At 63.5% G+C, this 17,020-nt stretch carries 15 protein-coding genes; 6 read left to right on the top strand and 9 right to left on the bottom strand.

Going from position 1 to position 17,020, the window contains the following annotated elements; translation table 11 throughout:
* The first annotated feature begins 61 nt into the window (after positions 1 to 61).
* A complete protein-coding gene (locus OO12_RS24090) occupies positions 62 to 940 on the top strand; it encodes an EamA family transporter (protein WP_034161289.1) in 879 nt (292 codons plus the stop codon).
* A 359-nt stretch (positions 941 to 1,299) separates the two neighbouring features.
* Here the strand turns inward: OO12_RS24090 and OO12_RS24085 are convergent, their stop codons facing one another.
* Entirely contained in the window at positions 1,300 to 1,761 is a 462-nt protein-coding gene (locus OO12_RS24085) for an ASCH domain-containing protein (protein ID WP_034161288.1), read from the bottom strand.
* Between the two features lie 348 nt (positions 1,762 to 2,109).
* Complete coding sequence (locus tag OO12_RS24080) at positions 2,110 to 3,084, bottom strand: DMT family transporter (RefSeq protein ID WP_052216237.1); 975 nt, start codon at positions 3,082 to 3,084, stop codon at positions 2,110 to 2,112.
* Positions 3,085 to 3,177: 93 nt separating this feature from the next.
* Between OO12_RS24080 and OO12_RS24075 the strand changes: the two genes are divergently transcribed.
* The gene (locus OO12_RS24075; protein WP_034161287.1) at positions 3,178 to 3,675 is read left to right on the top strand and encodes an Lrp/AsnC family transcriptional regulator; all 498 of its coding nucleotides are present in this window, start codon (positions 3,178 to 3,180) and stop codon (positions 3,673 to 3,675) included.
* 591 nt (positions 3,676 to 4,266) lie between these two features.
* Positions 4,267 to 4,614, top strand: coding sequence for a hypothetical protein (locus OO12_RS24070; protein ID WP_034161286.1), 348 nt, complete (start codon positions 4,267 to 4,269; stop codon positions 4,612 to 4,614).
* 588 nt (positions 4,615 to 5,202) lie between these two features.
* On the opposite strand, the gene OO12_RS27240 is transcribed toward OO12_RS24070, so the two are convergent.
* Positions 5,203 to 5,469 carry a hypothetical protein gene (locus OO12_RS27240; RefSeq protein ID WP_152616635.1) on the bottom strand — a complete coding sequence of 89 codons (267 nt, stop codon included), beginning with the start codon at positions 5,467 to 5,469 and terminating at the stop codon, positions 5,203 to 5,205.
* 622 nt (positions 5,470 to 6,091) lie between these two features.
* Here OO12_RS27240 and OO12_RS24060 point away from each other — a divergent pair.
* Entirely contained in the window at positions 6,092 to 6,331 is a 240-nt protein-coding gene (locus OO12_RS24060) for a ParD-like family protein (protein WP_034161285.1), read from the top strand.
* Positions 6,315 to 7,106, top strand: coding sequence for a type I methionyl aminopeptidase (gene map, locus OO12_RS24055; protein ID WP_034161284.1), 792 nt, complete (start codon positions 6,315 to 6,317; stop codon positions 7,104 to 7,106). Before OO12_RS24060 ends, map begins: the two co-directional genes overlap by 17 nt.
* A 569-nt stretch (positions 7,107 to 7,675) precedes the next feature.
* Here the strand turns inward: map and OO12_RS24050 are convergent.
* On the bottom strand, positions 7,676 to 9,520 hold the full coding sequence (locus OO12_RS24050; RefSeq protein WP_034161283.1) for a DUF885 domain-containing protein: 1,845 nt from the start codon (positions 9,518 to 9,520) through the stop codon (positions 7,676 to 7,678).
* 136 nt (positions 9,521 to 9,656) lie between these two features.
* Here OO12_RS24050 and OO12_RS24045 point away from each other — a divergent pair, with 136 nt between their 5' ends.
* Complete coding sequence (locus OO12_RS24045; RefSeq protein WP_034161282.1) at positions 9,657 to 10,316, top strand: NADPH-dependent F420 reductase; 660 nt, start codon at positions 9,657 to 9,659, stop codon at positions 10,314 to 10,316.
* 4 nt (positions 10,317 to 10,320) lie between these two features.
* Here the strand turns inward: OO12_RS24045 and OO12_RS24040 are convergent, their stop codons facing one another.
* The 5 genes from OO12_RS24040 to OO12_RS24020 all read right to left on the bottom strand — a co-directional run bounded on the left by OO12_RS24040 (position 10,321) and on the right by OO12_RS24020 (position 16,987).
* The gene (locus OO12_RS24040; protein WP_034161281.1) at positions 10,321 to 11,196 is read right to left on the bottom strand and encodes an acyl-CoA thioesterase; all 876 of its coding nucleotides are present in this window, start codon (positions 11,194 to 11,196) and stop codon (positions 10,321 to 10,323) included.
* Positions 11,197 to 11,210: 14 nt separating this feature from the next.
* Positions 11,211 to 12,338 carry an acyl-CoA dehydrogenase family protein gene (locus OO12_RS24035; protein WP_034161280.1) on the bottom strand — a complete coding sequence of 376 codons (1,128 nt, stop codon included), beginning with the start codon at positions 12,336 to 12,338 and terminating at the stop codon, positions 11,211 to 11,213.
* Positions 12,339 to 12,442: 104 nt separating this feature from the next.
* Positions 12,443 to 13,624, bottom strand: coding sequence for an acyl-CoA dehydrogenase family protein (locus tag OO12_RS24030; protein ID WP_034161279.1), 1,182 nt, complete (start codon positions 13,622 to 13,624; stop codon positions 12,443 to 12,445).
* Positions 13,625 to 13,646: 22 nt separating this feature from the next.
* On the bottom strand, positions 13,647 to 14,957 hold the full coding sequence (locus OO12_RS24025; protein ID WP_034161278.1) for an amidase family protein: 1,311 nt from the start codon (positions 14,955 to 14,957) through the stop codon (positions 13,647 to 13,649).
* Positions 14,957 to 16,987 carry a 3-hydroxyacyl-CoA dehydrogenase NAD-binding domain-containing protein gene (locus tag OO12_RS24020; RefSeq protein ID WP_034161277.1) on the bottom strand — a complete coding sequence of 677 codons (2,031 nt, stop codon included), beginning with the start codon at positions 16,985 to 16,987 and terminating at the stop codon, positions 14,957 to 14,959. Before OO12_RS24020 ends, OO12_RS24025 begins: the two co-directional genes overlap by 1 nt.
* Between the last annotated feature and the right edge of the window lie 33 nt (positions 16,988 to 17,020).

Genomic DNA, 17,020 nt, shown 5'->3' with positions numbered 1-17,020 from the left:
GAGCGCTTCGATCAGGCCGATGCCGTAGATTGCGTCGATACCAAGCCTCTGCGAGACCTGAATGACCACCTCTGCCATCATACGGCCGCTCGGCCCGCGCGTCGATCTCACCGCCATTGCCGCCCTGTTCGGCTCGCTCCTCTCGATCAGTGTCGGTGCTTCGCTCGCCAAGGGCTTGTTCCCGGCGATCGGAGCGGAAGGCGCGACCGCGCTGCGCCTGATCGTCAGCGCCTGCGTGCTGTCGATCGCGTTTCGGCCGTGGCGGGTGCTGGCCGCATCAGGCTGGCGCTCGCTTCTCCCCTATGGCGTCGCACTCGGCGCGATGAATCTCCTCTTCTACCAGGCGCTGATGTACATCCCATTGGGTGTCGCGATCGCGATCGAGTTTGCCGGGCCGCTCGCTATCGCCTTGCTGACGTCGCGGGGCAGGGCGGATTATCTATGGATCGCGCTGGCCGTGGCCGGCCTGGCATTGCTGCTACCGATCTGGAAGAGCGCCGCCCATCTCGACTGGCGCGGTGTCGCGCTCGCCGCCGCTGCGGGCGCCTGTTGGGCCGTTTACATCCTTGTCGGGAAACGAGCCGGCCAGGACCATGGGATCAGGGCTGTGGCGGGTGGCATGGTCATCGCTGCCGTGGTCGCCGCGCCGATCGGCATCGTCCATGCCGGCGCAGCGATGCTGCGTCCTGAGGTGCTGGTCCTCGGGCTCGTCGTTGGCATCGTGTCGAGCGCTCTCCCTTACACCCTGGAGATAATCGCTTTGCCGCGATTGCCGACCAGCACCTTCGGCACGCTCCTCAGCGCGGAACCCGCGGTGGGTGCACTGACCGGCCTCGTCCTGCTGGGCGAAGTGCTGTCAGGGTCGCAATGGCTGGCGATCGGCTTGATCGTGTGCTCCTCGATCGGCGCCGCAGCGACAGCGAAAAGAGCTTCTGCCTGAATACACAATGCCCTCGGTCTCGACGTGCACACCCTGTCGAGGCTCCACAGCTTAAAGCACCATCGACCTGGGTGAAATCTCCCCCGTTCGGGCTGAGCCTGTCGAAGCCCATGCGCTGTGTGCGCCCTTCGACAGGCTCAGGGCGAACGGGGGTGGGTCAACCCAGCTCGAAACCGCTCTAACCGCCGCCCAGGCGATGGGAAAAGGGCGGTGGGGCCATTTCACAAGCTCTCTCAGCCGATGAAGGAAGGCCCCCACCTTGCTCGGGAATCGTCACCGGGTGTCCGGGCATCGAATGAAGATCATTCCAGGAATCCATCCTGGCGCTTGAGCTCGGGTGAAACCGGGTAGGGGGCTGCTCAGGCGACCAAGACGACGTCGAACTCCTCGCAGACGATTTGCAGATCCTCATCGACCACATGCGGCGTACCCGCCAACGCCTGTTGCCAATATTCCTGATGTGCCTCGCGCCACCACGTCAGGCTGCCGTCCCCTTCGCCTTCAAGCTGCGCAAAGTCCTCGCCGACATCGCCAAACCGCTTGATGGTGACGGTGTGGGTTCGTGTCACCGCCTTCGCTTCACCCGCCCAATTTGTCACGATGACGAAAACGCCGGCCGTGGGGGGCGGCTCGCCCGCCATCTCATACTCGACCAGCGATGATGCCGTGGCCCGTTTGCGCCCCGCCAGGACAAGCGCGATGCAGATGTCGGCATCTCTCTCATTGTCGCAAAAATAATGCGCCACCGGCAGATCGGCGGGCGCAGTCGGATCGATGGCGCGATAGCGTTGCCACAGCAGGTCTACGGAAGGATGAGTCATGCGCTATTCGATCTGTGTCCATGATGCCGATGCTTCACCGACGAGATAGCAAAATTTAGGTCATCCGCCATCTCGCGACACCTATTTCGGGGACACAATACTAAACTTTGGGCGTCCGCCTGCATTGCCGCAGGCTTAATACTCGACCGGTCCGCTTCCTACCGCTCGATCCACTCCTGGGTAGCAGCGGCGCGATCACGCGCCATTCAAAGTCGGTCAGATCATATCGGCTCATAACCGAACATCGAATCAGATAAGCATCTCGTTGAATAGATGCCGCATCATCGTGCGCACGTTCGACAGCGCGCACCTGCGCGAACATTTGAGAGAGGTCCAAATCATTCGCGTTTAGAGGCGCTGGGGTACAAGGGCATCCTGTGGATGCCGGCGGTGCACGGCAATGCAGATCAACACGCTCGCTACCACGAGGCCGAACGCCGCGACCTCCAGCGGCAACGGCCAGCGGCGCTCCCAGAGAAAGCCATAAAGAAGCGCGAACAGGGTTTCGAACAGGATCATCTGCCCGACCATCGTCAAGGGCAGCAGCCGGGACATCCGGTTCCACAGCGCATTGCCGAGGATCGAAGCGGCGACAGCGACCACGACCGATACCGCCGCGAACTGCGCCCACGCCGCGGTGGCGTGGCGAACCGGCTCCAGCGCGATCGTCAGCGGGATCAGCACGACCGCCTGCGCGCCGGTGACAAGGCCGGTCAGTAGGTTCCAGTCGTGCACGGAGACGTGATCGAGGCGGGCGAGGCATCTCGCGTTGCCGACCGCATAGCCGGTCCACACGACCAGCGCGCCGATTGCATAGAAGAGACCGACCAGTTGTCGAACGGCGTCGCCCGACGCGGGCGCCGAGACCGCCTGCCAGCCGATGCAGACGGCGCCGGCGATGCACATTAGCAGCGAGGGCGTGAGCCGGGTGAGCGAAACCGCGCCCTTGTCGCGGCTTCCGACGATGGTCACGGCAACGGGCATGAAGCCGATGACGAGCGAGGTCATGGCGATACCGCCGGTCTGCACCGCGCTTGAGAGCAGGACGTAGTAGAGCGTGTTGCCGGCGAGCGAGAGCCAGGCCAGCGCGAACCAGTCGCGCCGCGTGATCGATGGCACGATCGCCCGCCAGCGCGGCGCGATCAGCGCGGCGGCGATGATGCCATAGGCGAGATAGCGGCCGATCGCGAGCTGGAGCGGGGAGAAGTCGCGCACCAGCGCCGGAGCTAGGAACACCAGACCCCAGAGCGCGCCGGCGCCCATGCCACACGCGATGCCAAGCGCCCACCTCTGCTCGTTACCTGCTGCGCGCACAATGTTCATGGGCTGATCCTCATATCACTGTGCGGATCATATCATCGCGCAAGCGAGCGGTGTGCGCTTGCTTCGCCCGCCAAATGCAACAATTACTCACTCATGACTCGCGCCGCTTCCTCTCGCCGACCCACGCTCGACAGCTACGACCGCGCGATCCTCCGCATCGTTCAGCAGAACGCGAAGACACCGCAGCGGACAATCGCAGAGTTGGTCAACCTGTCGCCGGCGGCAGTGCAGCGGCGGGTAGCGGCGATGGAGGACGCTGGGATTATTGCGGGTAACGTCGCGATCGTCGATACCTCCGCAGTCGGTATGGCGATCACATCGATCGTCGAGGTTCATCTGACCGACGAGCGCATCGCGACCGTGGACGCGGCCAAGGCGCTATTCCGCAGCGCACCCGAGGTTCAACAATGCTATTATGTCACTGGTGGGATCAGCTTCGTGCTGGTGATCGTCGCGCCTGACATGGTGGCCTATGAGGCGACGACGCGGCGGCTGTTCGCCGAGAATGAGGCGATTACGAGCTTTCGAAGTCTGATCGCGCTCGACCGTGTTAAAATGGGCGCCGAGATCGAGATCTTACCCAAAGTCTGAATTTGGACTTCTAAAAAGGGCGTGGTTCCGCCCCCCCCCTCCAGCGGGCTACTGCCTTTATGGGTTCACGGCCTAGTAAACGACCGGCCGCACCGCCTTCCAAGGGGCTTCGACACATAGGCATAGCGTGCAATAACCCGCCGCAATCACCTGTTTGCGGACCCAACGCATCCGCGTGTCGGGTGTACCGGGCTCAAACTGCACGATGAGGCGTCCTCGTCCTCCGTCTTCCTTCAAATAGGCCTGTAAGATCTCAGCGCTTATATCCTGACCGTTCCACAAAAATATCCCGTCTTCGGAACCTCAAGTTTGTATCCGCCCCAATAGGACGTCAGATCATCGGCGGGGAAAGGGACGGATTCGGCAGCGATCTTCACCCTATCTTCAGTTGGCGCAGAGCCGCATCCTCCGGGGCCGAGGCAGATGAGGGCGAGCAGCCGCATACGCATCAAAGCATGGTGTCAGCTACTCACGATGTCCGCAACGGGCTTTAGCCGCCGGTCCGCTTTCGGAGGCGGCACTCACCGCGCCAGCAGCGCGTATGGCAGAGAGTGATGGAAAGCTGCCGCTCTTAAAGATATAGGGTGATTGATGTTTGAGATGCTTCATCCCTATTCGGAATTGGCCCGCTATCGTTGGATTTCGATTGCGCTATTGGTTGTTGCTCTTGGTTTGCCCGTGGCGGTCGATCACTTCAGTGGCCCGCACTGGCTTGGGGTGATCTTGAGCGTGCTAATTCTGATTTTGCTGGACATTCTAACTTACTGGCGACTGCGGGAAGCCGCACTTTCGGGCAGCTGGATCATTCTGGCTATCATCAGCTTCAACATAGGTCCTGCGTGGCACGGCTATCATCTTGGTTCGCTTATCAACTTTGTTCCCGTGCTGATGGCGTGGTTCGCGCCGATTGGTTTCGGGGCGCATCCGCAAACGGCTTAGTCCGCAACTGGGCATTTTCCGCCAGCCCGGTTTGTGAGTGTGGGACCTGGGCTCAACAATGATCACCCGCCTGTGGTGGCTGCGTCATATGCGCTGCGTTGGCGGCACCGTGATTCCCACCGACCATGGTCAGGCAGCACGCTCTCCAGCCGTATTTCGGGGACACCGTATTTCGGGGACACAATACTAAATTATTTGCAGATCTCCAGCTATGCTACGGCGCGCGTCAATTAGATATATGTCCCTAAATCTTCTCACCCTGTTTCCGGTCAAACGGCTATCAGGCGGCTCGAGCGCGTTGGCGGCGTTTGGACGAGTGGACTTGATGGTAAGCGACCGTAACGCGTTGCTGCTGGAGTCAGAATCGGGCTCAATTGTAAGGCAAGAGTCTCGCGCGATTTTTCTCAAAAATGGGTCGAATAAATGGGGTTATCGCCCACTGCTCTTCCGCGGTGTCCATGTCTGGGCACGACCAGTACCACACGGTGTGGGCGTGAATCCTGATGTTCGTATCCAACAGATCTCTGGCAGTTCGCCAACGCGGGTCACGCGATACAGCACCGCCTAGATTGTCAAATGACTGCACGATCATTTCATCAATGTGAAAAGCTCATCGTCATTGAGTTCCCCAGATTGATAGGCGCCGATGAAATCGTCCAGTCGATTGGGGTCGGCTACCTCCCATTCCCAATCTTGCATGGAATGATGATTTGGAAGATCAAACCTAAGTGCAAGGGCATCGATCGCCGCGCGCGTCGGGTGTCGCCAGAGATGCTCGGGTACCATTTGCCGACGGTAAGCCTTACTCTTTGCGACCGCAATTGGGTCGTTTTCCAACATTTCCGGTTTACCCATTTGCGACCTGGGCCTGCAGTGGCGGCGTCGCATATGCGGTGGCATATTAGGCGGCTTCTCGCACAGCCGTGCCGAATAGCGGGTCCCCAGGCAAATCATCGACCTGGGCACGGCTTGTTGGGCCACGCCGTCACCGGCTTTGTCTGGCCCGGTTCCATGCCGCTGATATGGGCAAGGACTTCCGAGTAATGCGGGTTGTCAGGCTTATAGCGGACATGCCCGGATGCCTCTTTCCCGCTGCAATCGACAGATCGCAGATCAAGATTGACGATATGGTCGTCATCCATTGTCGCTGACCCGATCACGTCGCCGGCTCTTGTCGGCGTTAGCCGATTGAGGGAAGTCTGGGCACATCCGCATAGGGTGAGCAAGAGGGCGAGGGCAGGCGAATTTCGTTGTCTCATACGGCTAAAGTAGCCGCCTCTCGTAATGTGACAACCGCTACCAGTGCTCGCTGCCGGGGCGTTTTCCTGCGGTTTATTCAGTCTGCGTGCTGGGCTCAGCAGCGATCAACCTGCCTGCGGTGGCGGCGTCATATGCGTCGCTCTGGCAGCACCGCCCTTGGCTTTCCCATATGCGGTGCGTATACATTACATATACGAATCATATGGTGAGAACCCCAATGGGCATTGTGAACATAGATGACGATCTGCACGACCAGATACGCCGGGCGAGCAAGGTGTCGTTTCGCTCGATCAATGCGCAGGCCGCGTACTGGATCAGGATTGGCATGCTTTGCGAGACCAATCCCACGCTCGGCTTCATCGAAATCATGGAGCGTGAACTCAGTGCCGCAGGCGTTTCGGCTCCGCCATTGACCCCGTCGCTGACGATGAGTGCGACATATGACGAAGCGGCCTGACGAACTGGCGTTGCTGGCCGAATCCGGCCGGCTTCTGGCGTCGGTGTTCGGCCTATTGGATCGGACCGCGCTTGCCGGCATGTCGACGCTGCAGGTCGATGAAATGGTCGAGCGATTCATCGTCGATGAGCTTCAGGCCCGGCCGGCGAGCAAGGGCCAATATGGCTATGGCTTTGTGTTGAATTCCTCGGTGAATGACGTGGTCTGTCACGGCGTTCCATCGCAAACGGCGCTGCTTCGCGACGGCGACATCGTCAATTTCGACATCACGCTCGAGAAGAATGGCTATATCGCGGATTCCAGCAAGACCTATCTCGTTGGCGAGGTCGCCCCAGCCGCCCGGCGGCTGGTCCAGGCCAGCTATGAAGCCATGTGGATGGGCATCCGCGCGGTTCGCCCGGGCGCGCGGCTTGGCGACATTGGCTGGGCGATCGAACGGCATGCCAAGCGAAATGGCTATTCGGTGGTGCGGGAATATTGCGGTCACGGCATTGGTCGGGAGATGCATGAAGAACCGCAAGTCCTGCACTTCGGAAAGCCCGGAACGGGTCTGGCCCTGCGCGAGGGCATGGTCTTCACGATCGAGCCGATGCTCAATCGCGGCCGGCGGAGCGTCAGGACCGAGGCGGACGGCTGGACCGTGGTAACGAGTGATGGATCGCTTTCCGCGCAGTTCGAGCACACTGTCGCGGTCACGGCTTCCGGCGTGTCGGTGCTGACGCTCCGTCCGGACGAACTGGCCTCGGGGCCTGCCAGGCGGCTTGCAGCGGCTTGAATCGATGGCAGCGTGGGAGCTGCCGCCACGAGTAATCCGATCCGATTGGCGAAAGCGCGCATGCCGTGGGATCGACCCACGGTCTCCGGTTTGATTCAAATCGCTTGCCGGCGTCGTCATGGTGTTCTCCGGCGCGCATCCTGTGTGCGGCGAAGGAACGACAGTCGACGGACCATTTGACTCAACCAGACCCGAAACCGAGCCGATCATGACCCTTACGCCCGCTTTTTCCCGTTACTCCCGCAAGGACCTCGAAAAACTCCCGTGCGGATCCATCAAAACTCCCGCAGCTTTTCCCGCAGACTCCCGCAGAACCCTCAAAAAGCATTTTCCCCCAGAAACTCCCGCAACAACTCCCGCAGCTGCGGGAGTTTGGTGCGCTGGCGGCGGTGTTGCGGATACGCCGCTGCCTGGGGGCGGAATGAACCGCCGATTCAATCCCGCCCGTCGATCCGCTAAGGCCTCCGGACGGCGGCTCTTTCACCGCCGCCCGGCTCTTTCACATGACGAACATGACACGCACGTCGCTGCTTCAGCGGCACAGGGAATTCCCGAGGCTCAGGTCGATACTAGGCCTTTGTCTTCGCCGCCCAATTGTCCACCACCCGCTCCAGCACATTGAGCGGCACGCCACCCACGCCGACGACCAGATCGTTGAACGCCTTCACGTCGAACGCTGCGCCGCGCGTTTTCCTGGCCTTGGTCCGCAGCCGGTTGATCTCGTTATGGCCGGTCTTGTAGCCGAGCGCCTGACCCGGCCAGGCGCAGTAACGGTTGAGTTCGGAGCGGCATTGCGATGCGGTGTAGCCGGTCGCCTCGCCGAACCAGCGCATCGCCTGCTCCATCGTCCAGCGTTTGTGGTGCAGGCCGGTATCGGCGACCAGCCGGCACGCGCGGAAATTCATCGACTGAAGATAGCCGAGATGTGCCAGCGGATCGTCGGCATAGGCGCCGACTTCATCGGCAATCTGTTCGGCGTACAGCGCCCAACCTTCGCTATAGGCGTTGAAGGCGAGCAAAGTGCGGATCAGCGGCAGGCTATAGGTATATTCGCCCTGCCAGACATGGCCCGGTATGCCTTCATGGCAAACCAGCGTCGGCAGCGCGAAGCGCGGCCAGATCTGCGTATCCCTCAGGTTGATGTAGAAATTGCCCGGAGCCTTGCCGTCGATCGAGCCGGCGCCGGCATAGGCATTGGGGGCGCCGCCTTCGATCGAGACGGGCACGCGCTTCACGATCAGCTTGCCCTCGACCACCTTGCCGAAGGCGCGCGGCATGCGACCGCGAATCCCGACGACGACCCGGTTGAGATAGCTGAGCAGCTCGGCGCGCCCGGCATCGGTATTGGCATAGAGCTGGTCGGGCCGCTTGCCGAGTTCGGCCAGGCGCGCGCCGACGCTGCCCTGGGTCAACCCTTGCGCCTTGAGCAGCCCGTCCATTTCAGCCGACAGCGCCTTGACCTGTTCGAGCCCCGATTGATGCACCTCCTCCGGCGTGCGCCGGGTGGTGGTGCCGGCCTCGACCAGCCAGGCATAAGCGCGTTCGGCATCGGGCATCGACCACATGCCCGGCGTGTCGCTGGCCTTGTCGCGCAGGCCGGTCAGCGCCGCGCCCTGACGCGCCAGCGCGGGAGCGATCTTGCCGGTCGCGATCGCCGCCGCGCTGTCCCCCCAATTGCCCGCGATACCGGCCTTGGTCGCCTTGGCGGCGAAGGAACTGATCAGGCTCCACTCCTCCGCCTTTTGCGCGACGGCGGCGCTGCGCTGCGTGGCGGTGATGTCGAGCAAGAAGCGCGGCAGGATGACGCCCTTCGCCGCGTCCGCGCCGATCCGGGCGGTTTCCGCATCGAGCGACACGGCATAGGCCTCGAGCCGCGCGAGATAGGCATCGGCGTCGGCCTTGGTGGCGATCTCGTGCTTGCTCTCCAGCATGTCGGGCACTTCGGCAAAGGCGCCGGTTCCCTGCGAGACGATATAGGGCGTGCTGCGATAGGAATAATTCTGGTTGAGGATCGCGACATCGCCGGCGGGCAGCGCCTTCCAGCCATCGGCGGCGAGCTGATAAGCGGCCTGGACCACATCGGTATCGAGGGCGACTTGCGGCGACAGCGTCGACCGGTCGATCGCGCTGAGCTGCTTGAGCCGCGCCGAGCAGGCGTCACGATGACGCATGTCCGCCGCCTGGCTGCGATCGGTGAGCTTTGCCTTCAGCGCGATGCGCTTGCCGGTGTCGATGCCCAGCGTCGTCGCGCCATCGGGGTAAGTCGCGAGCATTTCCTCGGCAATACCGCCAAGCGTTTCGACCGTTTGGGCATCGCCCGGCGCCGCCGCCTTGCCGGCGGCAAAAGCGGGGAGAGTGGCGGCGACGCCGGCGATACCGGCGCCGGCGAGAATGTTTCGACGATTGAGCAGCATGAATGGTCCTGTCCCGGGAGGTTGCGGTCATGCTGCCACAGGTCGGGCGAAAGGGAACAGCGAATTGCGGCGGGCGTATCATTGACATCGCGAAAGCAGTTACTAGTTGCAAATAACAACTTATCTGAGGTGCGGCATGAAGATCGGGATCGTCGGAGCAGGTTTTATCGGACGCGCCGTGGCGCGGCTGGCAATCGCCAACGGACATGAAGTGATGATCAGCAATTCGCGTGGGCCGAAGTCGCTGATGAGTACGATGATCGCGCTGAAATGCGCGGTCGGGACCGTTGCCGAGGCCGTGGCGTTCGGCGATGTCGTGCTGCTGGCAGTTCCGTTTTCGAGCATCGAAGACCTGGCGCCGGCGCCGTTCGCGGGCAAGATCGTGATGGACGCGGGCAATTATTATCCGCAGCGCGATGGCGATATTCCGGCGCTCGACGCCCATGAAACGACCACCAGCGAGATGGCGGCGGCGCAGCTACCAGGCGCGCGGATCGTCAAGGCGTGGAACGCGATCCTGGAAAAGGACATTGAGGTCGATACGCGGCCCGCGGGGGCGGCCGGCCGCCGCGCCTTGCCGATCGCCGGTGATGATGCGGAGGCCAAGCGGATCGTTACCGGGCTGTTCGACACGCTTGGCTATGACGTGGTCGATGCCGGGGCGCTGGCGGAAGGCTGGCGGTTCGAACGCGCGCGGCCGGCCTATTGCGTGCGCTTCGACGTGGCGGGGCTCAATGCCGCACTGGCCGAGGCCGATGCGGGCGCGGCACTTGCCGAAGGATCGTGGCGCTCCTGACCGGTCACTCGCGCAGTCGCATCAGCCCTTCCTGCGCGCAGCTGGCGACCAGCCGGCCGTCACGGGCGTAGATCTTGCCGCGGTTGAAGCCACGGGCATGACCCGCCCAGGGGCTGTCGGTGGTGTAGAGCAGCCAGTCGTCGGCGCGGAAATCCTCGTGCAGCCAGACCGAATGGTCGAGGCTGGTGCTCTGCAGCTTGTGCGTCATCCATGACACGCCATGCGCGAGCGATGCGGTGCCGAGCAGCGACATGTCCGACGCATAGGCAAGGATCGCGCGGTGCATCGCGGCATCGTCGCCGATCGGCGCGACGACGCGGAACCAGCTGCTTTGCCGCGGCTCCTGCTTGACCGGGTGAAGCCAGCTGCGCGGCGTCACGGGGCGGATCTCGATCATGCGCGGGCGCAGGAACTGGTGGCGGAAGCGTTCGGGAATCTCGTCCATCATGGCGAGGCGCAGCTCGCGGTCGGACTTGAGCTCTTCCGGTGGCGGCACGTCGGGCATCGCATCCTGATGCGCCAGCCCACCCTCGGGCGCCTGCAGCGAACAGGCCATGTTGAGGATCGGCTGGCCCTTCTGCATCGCGATCACGCGGCGCGTGGCGAAACTGCGCCCCTCGAAATCGCGCACCACGCGGTATATGATCGGCAGCTCCTCCGCGCCGGGGCGCATGAAATAGGCGTGGAGCGAATGCGCGATCTTCGGCGCGTCGGTCGAGCGCTGCGCCGCCTGCAACGCCTGCCCGATCACCTGGCCGCCGAACACCCGGCCGAACCCGTCATTGCCGAGCTTGCCGCGATAGAGATCGGTATCGAGCTCCTCGACATCGAGGAGGTCTACAAGCTCGGCGGCAAGCTGCTGGGGTGTGGCTTCGGTCATATCGGACGCGCCTATCAATAGCCCGCCGCGACCGCCAGCCGGTCGGCATGAAAGTTCGCATCGCCGAACATCTCGGCGAGCACGCGAGCGCGCTTCATGTAGAAGCCGATGTCATACTCATCGGTCATGCCGATGCCGCCATGCATCTGCAGGCCCTCCTGCACCGACAACGTGGTGGCGAGCGCAGTCATCGCCTTGGCGACCGACACTGCCGCGTCGGCCTTTTCGCTGCCCTCGTCGAGCAATTGCGCGGCCTTGAGCACGGCGGCGCGGGCGACTTCCATTTCGGAATAGAGATGCGCCGCGCGGTGCTGCAGCGCCTGGAAGCTGCCGATCGTCGCGCCGAACTGCTTGCGTTCCTTGAGGTAGTTGACCGTCAGGTCCATCGCGCCGCCGCCGACGCCGAGCAGTTCGGCCGCGGCGCCGGTGCGGCCGGCGCGGAGCAGGCGGTTAAGCGGATCATTGCCGGCGTCGACTTCGCCGATCACCGCATCTGCATCGACCTCGACGCCGTCAAAGGTGAGGCGGGCGGCTAGGCTCGAATCCGCGAGCCGTTCGGCCTCGGCGGTCAGGTTCGCGGTACCCTTGTCGACCGCGAACAGCGTGATGCCCTGTTCGTCATCGGCCGACCCGGCGGTGCGGGCGGCGACGATGATCAGGTCGGCATTATGGCCATGGGTGACGAACTGCTTCCTGCCCGACAGCTTGAAGCCATTGCCCGAGCGTTCGGCCTTCATCGCGACGGTGCCGCGATGCTTGGCGCCCTCGTCGATCGCCAGCGCGACGACGGTGTCACCGGCAATGATGCCGGGGAACCAGCGGCCGGCCTGCGCGCTGCCCTTCAGCGCCTCGACCGCCGCGACGGCAGTGGACAGGAAGGGCGAGGGGGACAGGTTGCGGCCGATTTCCTCGAGCACGATCCCCGCCTCGACATGGCCGAGGCCAAGGCCGCCATCGTCTTCGCCGATCAGGATGCCGGTGAAGCCCATGTCGGCGAAGCTCTTCCACAGATCGCGCGAGAAGCCGGTCGCGTCCTTCGCATCGCGCAGCGCGCGCATGTGCGAGACGGGAGCATGTTCGGCGACGAAATCGCGCGTCGTGTCGCGGAGCATGGTCTGTTCGTCGTTGAGATAGAGAGGCATCGACTATTCTTTCTGTTCGTCCTCCCCGCGAAAGCGGGGACCCCGCTTCTTCTTCTGGTTGCGGGGCAAAGGCAGCGGGATCCGCGCTTGCGCGGGGATGACGGTTAAGCTGACGGCAAATCCAGGATCCGCTTGGCGATGATGTTGAGCTGCACCTCGCTGGTCCCACCCTCGATCGAGTTCGCCTTGGTGCGCAACCAGGCGCGGGGCGCCGCGCCGCCCGACGAGCGTTCGCTTTCCCATTCCAGCGAGTCCGACCCGCCGGCCGCCATCATCAGCTCGTAGCGCGCCTTGTTCAGCTCGGTGCCGTAATATTTCATCATGCTCGGCTGGGCGGGGTGCGCGCGGCCGGCCTTGAGCTCGTCGATGAAACGCTCCGACATCATGCCGAACGCCTGGGCGCGGACCTCGAACGTCGCGATGCTCGCCCGCAGCAAGGGGTCGGCGAGCCGGCCGTCATGATCGAGACCGATCGTGGCGATCGCGCCATCGATCAGCGGGTTGCGGCCAGTCGAGGCGAGGCCCATGCCGGAGATCATTTCGCGCTCATGGCCGAGCAGATATTTGGCGACGTCCCAGCCCTTATTCTCGTCATGGATGCGATTGGCCTTGGGCACCTTCACATTGTCGAAGAACGTCTCGCAAAAGGGCGAATAACCGCTGATCAGCAGGATCGGCTTGGTCGAGACACCTTCGCTTGCCATGTCGAACAGCACGAAGCTGATCCCGCCCTGCTTGCTGCTCTTGTCGGTGCGCACCAGGCAGAAGATCCAGTCAGCCTTGTCGGCATAGCTGGTCCAGACCTTCTGGCCATTGACGAGGTAGTAATCGCCCTTGTCTTCCGCGGAGGTTGCCAGGCTGGCGAGATCGGACCCGGCGTTCGGCTCCGAATAGCCCTGGCACCAGCGGATCTCGCCGCGCGCGATCTTGGGCAGATGCTCGAGCTTCTGCTCCTCGGTGCCATATTTCAGCAGCGCCGGCCCGAGCATTGAAATGCCGAACGAATTGAGCGGGTTGCGCGCCTTGATCGCAGCAAGCTCTTCGCGCAGGATCTTGGTTTCGGCCGGGCTCAGGCCGCCGCCGCCATAGGCTTTGGGCCAGTCGGGCACGGTCCAGCCACGGCTGGCCATCGCATCCATCCACTCCTTCTGGCCGGGCTGGAAATCGGGATTGCGGCCGCCCCAGGTCGCGTCCTTTTCGGAACGAACCGGCTCGCGCATTTCGGGCGGGCAATTCGCCGCCAGCCAGGCGCGGGTCTCGGTGCGGAAGGTGTCGAGGTCAGTCATTGTGTTTCCTGAATCTGGCAGTTCAACCGATCGCGCCGTCGACAAGACGGGCGACCGCTATTGCGGTGTGGTCACGATGCGGCGCGGCAATCACCTGCATGCCGATCGGCAGGCCGTCGGCAGTGGTGCCGATCGGCACCGCAGTGGCGGGGAGGCCGGGGAAAGTGGCGATGCCGGGCCAGGCGAATTGCACCGCGAACGGCGTCTGTTCGCCGTCGATCGGCAGCATGCGGCTGGGCAATGCGGTGTCGTCATGCGCGAACGCTGCACTGCCCAAAGCAGGCGCGAAGACGACATCGAAATCCTCGAACAGCCGCACCCATGCGCGGGTGTTGCGCGCCTGATCATCGAGCAGGTCGAACCATTGCACCAGCGTCGCCGGCGTGCCGCCGGCTGGCGCCAGTCCTCGCGCCAAGGCGATACCGAGCATGCGCATATAGTCGCTCTGCTGCTTCGCCAGATCGGGCAGCAGATCGGTCTTGCGCGTCACCAGCGCACCGGCCGTTTCCAGCGCCCGTGCTGCCGTTTCGATCGCAGCGACGATCGCGGGATCGACCCTGGCCCAAGGATGATCCGTCAGCAGCAGGATGCGCAGGCCGCGCGGGCTGTCTATCGCGGCGCGCGGCTGTGGGACATTGGCGACCAGATCGAACGCCAGCGCCAGATCGGCGCCGTCACGCGCCATCGGCCCGATCACCGCCAGGACTGGACTGGCGCCATCGGTGCCGGGGAAGAAATGTCCTTCGCTCGACAGTACGCCAAAGGTCGATTTATGTCCCCACACGCCGCAGAAATGCGCCGGCACGCGGATCGAGCCGCCAATGTCGGAGCCATATTCGAGCGGCACCATACCCGAGGCGAGCGCGGCCGCCGCGCCACCCGACGATCCGCCGGGCACGCGGGCAAGGTCATGCGGATTGCTGGTGCGGCCATAGACCGGATTGACCGATTGCAGGTCGGCGAGGCTGACCGGCACATTGGTCTTGCCCAGGAAAACGGCGCCCGCCGCCTTCAGCCGCTGGACCGCGACCGCGTCTTTCCGCGCGATATGGCCGCGATGCGCCTCGAAGCCCCAGGTCGTCGGCAAGCCGGCGATGTCGTAGCTTTCCTTGATCGTCATCGGCACGCCGAGCAATGGCGCGGTATCGCCGGCGGCAAGGCGGCGGTCCATCTCGGCCGCCTGTTCCCGCGCACGATCGAAATCGCGCACGATTACCGCGTTGATCGGCCCATCGCGCGCCTCGATCCGGCCGATCGCGGCTTCGCATTCGAGGAGCGCGCTGCTCTCCCCGTTACGGATCGCCGCGGCGGTCTCGATCGCCGTCCGTTCCATCAGTTGAAGCGCCCGTTGCTCTCGGCCTTGGACTTGAGCAGCTCGGCGACCTTGAAGCCGTGCTTCTCCAGGCCGGCGACGATCTTCTTCAGCCCTTCGGTGTCGGCCCAGAACATCGGACCGCCGCGATAGACCGGCCAGCCATAGCCATAGATCCACACCACATCGATGTCCGACGCGCGCTGCGCCATCTTCTCTTCGAGGATCAGCGCGCCTTCATTGACCATGGTGTAGAGCGTCTTCTCGATGATCTCCTCATCGCTGATCTCGCGCTTCTGCAGGTTCGATTTGCTGCGGAATTCCTCGATGATCTCGGCAACGCGCGGGGAGGGGGTCGGATTGCGCTTTTCGTCATAATCATAAAAGCCCTTGCCGGTCTTCTGTCCCCAGCGGCCTTCGGCGGCGAGCGCGTCGCGGATATTCTCGATCCGGGTCGGGTCGCGGTGCCAGCCGATATCGACGCCGGCGAGATCGCTCATCTGGAACGGGCCCATCGGCATGCCGAATGCGACATGGACGCGGTCGATCTGTTCGGGCGTCGCACCCTCCATCAGCAGCTTGTTCGCCTCGACCTGGCGCGGCATCAGCATGCGGTTGCCGATAAAGCCGTGGCACACGCCCGCGACCACCGCGACTTTCTTGATCTTCTTGGCCAATGCCATGACCGTTGCCAGCACATCGTCCGCGGTCTTCGCGCCACGCACCACTTCAAGCAGTTTCATGACATTGGCGGGCGAGAAGAAATGCATGCCGAGCACGTCCTGCGGACGGCTGGTCACGGCCGCGATCTCGTCAACGTTGAGATAGGAGGTGTTCGACGCGAGGATCGCGCCGGGCTTGGCGATTGCATCGAGCTTGGTGAAGATATCCTTCTTCACTTCCATCGTTTCGTACACCGCCTCGATGATCAGGTCGCATTCGGCGAGCTCGGCGAAGTCCAGCGTCGGCTTCAATGCGCCCATCGCCTGTTCGACCTGCTCGGGCTTGAGCCGGCCCTTGGCGGCCGAGGCCTCGTAATTCTTGCGGATCACGCCGGTGCCGCGATCAAGCGCTTCCTGCTGCATTTCGACGATCGTCACCGGAACGCCGGCGGACAGGAAGTTCATCGAGATGCCGCCGCCCATCGTGCCGGCGCCGATCACGCCGACGCGCTTGATCTCGCGCAGCGCGATGTCCGATGCGATGCCGTCGATCTTGGCGGCCTGGCGCTCGGCGAAGAACAGGTGGCGCTGCGCAGCGCTCTGCACACCCATCATCAGCTTCATGAATTCCTGGCGCTCGAACGCGATACCCTCGGCGAAAGTCGAGCCGTCCGATGCCTTTTCGACGCAGGCGATGTTCGCGGCAGGCGCATCGAAGCCGCGGAAGCGCTTGGCATTGTCCTTCTTGAACGCCGCGACCGCTTCTGGATCAGGCGCGGCGGTCTTGCGGCTGGCGATCGGCAAGGGACGCACGCCGGCAACGTCACGGGCAAAGGCGATCGCGTCGGCGACCAGGCTGTCCTCGCCGGCGAGCCGGTCGATCAGCCCGACATCAAGCGCCTTTTTGGCGCTGATCGGATCACCCTTGGCAGTCAGTTCGAGCGCGATCGGCACACCGGCGAGGCGCGGGATGCGCTGCGTGCCGCCGGCGCCGGGGAGCAGGCCGAGTTTCACCTCGGGGGTGCCGATCTTCGCCGAGGGGACGGCAATGCGGTAGTGGCAGCCGAGCGCGGTTTCGCAGCCACCGCCGAGCGCCGTGCCGTGGATCGCCGCGACGACGGGCTTGTCGCTTGCCTCGATGATCTCGATCAGCGTCGGCAAACCGGGCTCCTGCATCGCCTGGCCGAATTCGGTGATGTCGGCGCCCGCGAAGAACGTGCGGCCATCGCAGCGGATCACCATCGCCTTGATCGATGCATCGGCGAGGCCTTCCTTGAGCCCGGCGTCGAGCCCCTGGCGCACGGCGGCGCCGAGCGCGTTGACCGGCGGGTTGTTCGAAATGATGACGAGGACATCGTCATGGCGTTCGGTGGTGATCGGACCGGTCATTCTACTCTCCTGATAGGCGTGCCGGCACGGAGC

It is taken from the genome of Sphingomonas sp. ERG5 (genome assembly GCF_000803065.1).
Taxonomy (GTDB): domain Bacteria; phylum Pseudomonadota; class Alphaproteobacteria; order Sphingomonadales; family Sphingomonadaceae; genus Sphingomonas.
Note: the sequence above shows the minus strand (reverse complement) of the source record. Positions and strands in the feature narration are given on the sequence as shown.

What these genes read in the sequence shown, in the direction of transcription:
- OO12_RS24020 (WP_034161277.1), bottom strand. Translation starts at nt 16,987, where the DNA reads ATGACCGGTCCGATCACCACCGAACGCCATGACGATGTCCTCGTCATC.
- OO12_RS24085 (WP_034161288.1), bottom strand. Translation starts at nt 1,761, where the DNA reads ATGACTCATCCTTCCGTAGACCTGCTGTGGCAACGCTATCGCGCCATC.
- OO12_RS24050 (WP_034161283.1), bottom strand. Translation starts at nt 9,520, where the DNA reads ATGCTGCTCAATCGTCGAAACATTCTCGCCGGCGCCGGTATCGCCGGC.
- OO12_RS24045 (WP_034161282.1), top strand. Translation starts at nt 9,657, where the DNA reads ATGAAGATCGGGATCGTCGGAGCAGGTTTTATCGGACGCGCCGTGGCG.
- OO12_RS24030 (WP_034161279.1), bottom strand. Translation starts at nt 13,624, where the DNA reads ATGACTGACCTCGACACCTTCCGCACCGAGACCCGCGCCTGGCTGGCG.
- OO12_RS27240 (WP_152616635.1), bottom strand. Translation starts at nt 5,469, where the DNA reads ATGGGTAAACCGGAAATGTTGGAAAACGACCCAATTGCGGTCGCAAAG.
- OO12_RS24060 (WP_034161285.1), top strand. Translation starts at nt 6,092, where the DNA reads ATGGGCATTGTGAACATAGATGACGATCTGCACGACCAGATACGCCGG.
- OO12_RS24090 (WP_034161289.1), top strand. Translation starts at nt 62, where the DNA reads ATGACCACCTCTGCCATCATACGGCCGCTCGGCCCGCGCGTCGATCTC.
- OO12_RS24040 (WP_034161281.1), bottom strand. Translation starts at nt 11,196, where the DNA reads ATGACCGAAGCCACACCCCAGCAGCTTGCCGCCGAGCTTGTAGACCTC.
- OO12_RS24075 (WP_034161287.1), top strand. Translation starts at nt 3,178, where the DNA reads ATGACTCGCGCCGCTTCCTCTCGCCGACCCACGCTCGACAGCTACGAC.
- OO12_RS24025 (WP_034161278.1), bottom strand. Translation starts at nt 14,957, where the DNA reads ATGGAACGGACGGCGATCGAGACCGCCGCGGCGATCCGTAACGGGGAG.
- OO12_RS24035 (WP_034161280.1), bottom strand. Translation starts at nt 12,338, where the DNA reads ATGCCTCTCTATCTCAACGACGAACAGACCATGCTCCGCGACACGACG.
- OO12_RS24070 (WP_034161286.1), top strand. Translation starts at nt 4,267, where the DNA reads ATGTTTGAGATGCTTCATCCCTATTCGGAATTGGCCCGCTATCGTTGG.
- map (WP_034161284.1), top strand. Translation starts at nt 6,315, where the DNA reads ATGACGAAGCGGCCTGACGAACTGGCGTTGCTGGCCGAATCCGGCCGG.
- OO12_RS24080 (WP_052216237.1), bottom strand. Translation starts at nt 3,084, where the DNA reads ATGAACATTGTGCGCGCAGCAGGTAACGAGCAGAGGTGGGCGCTTGGC.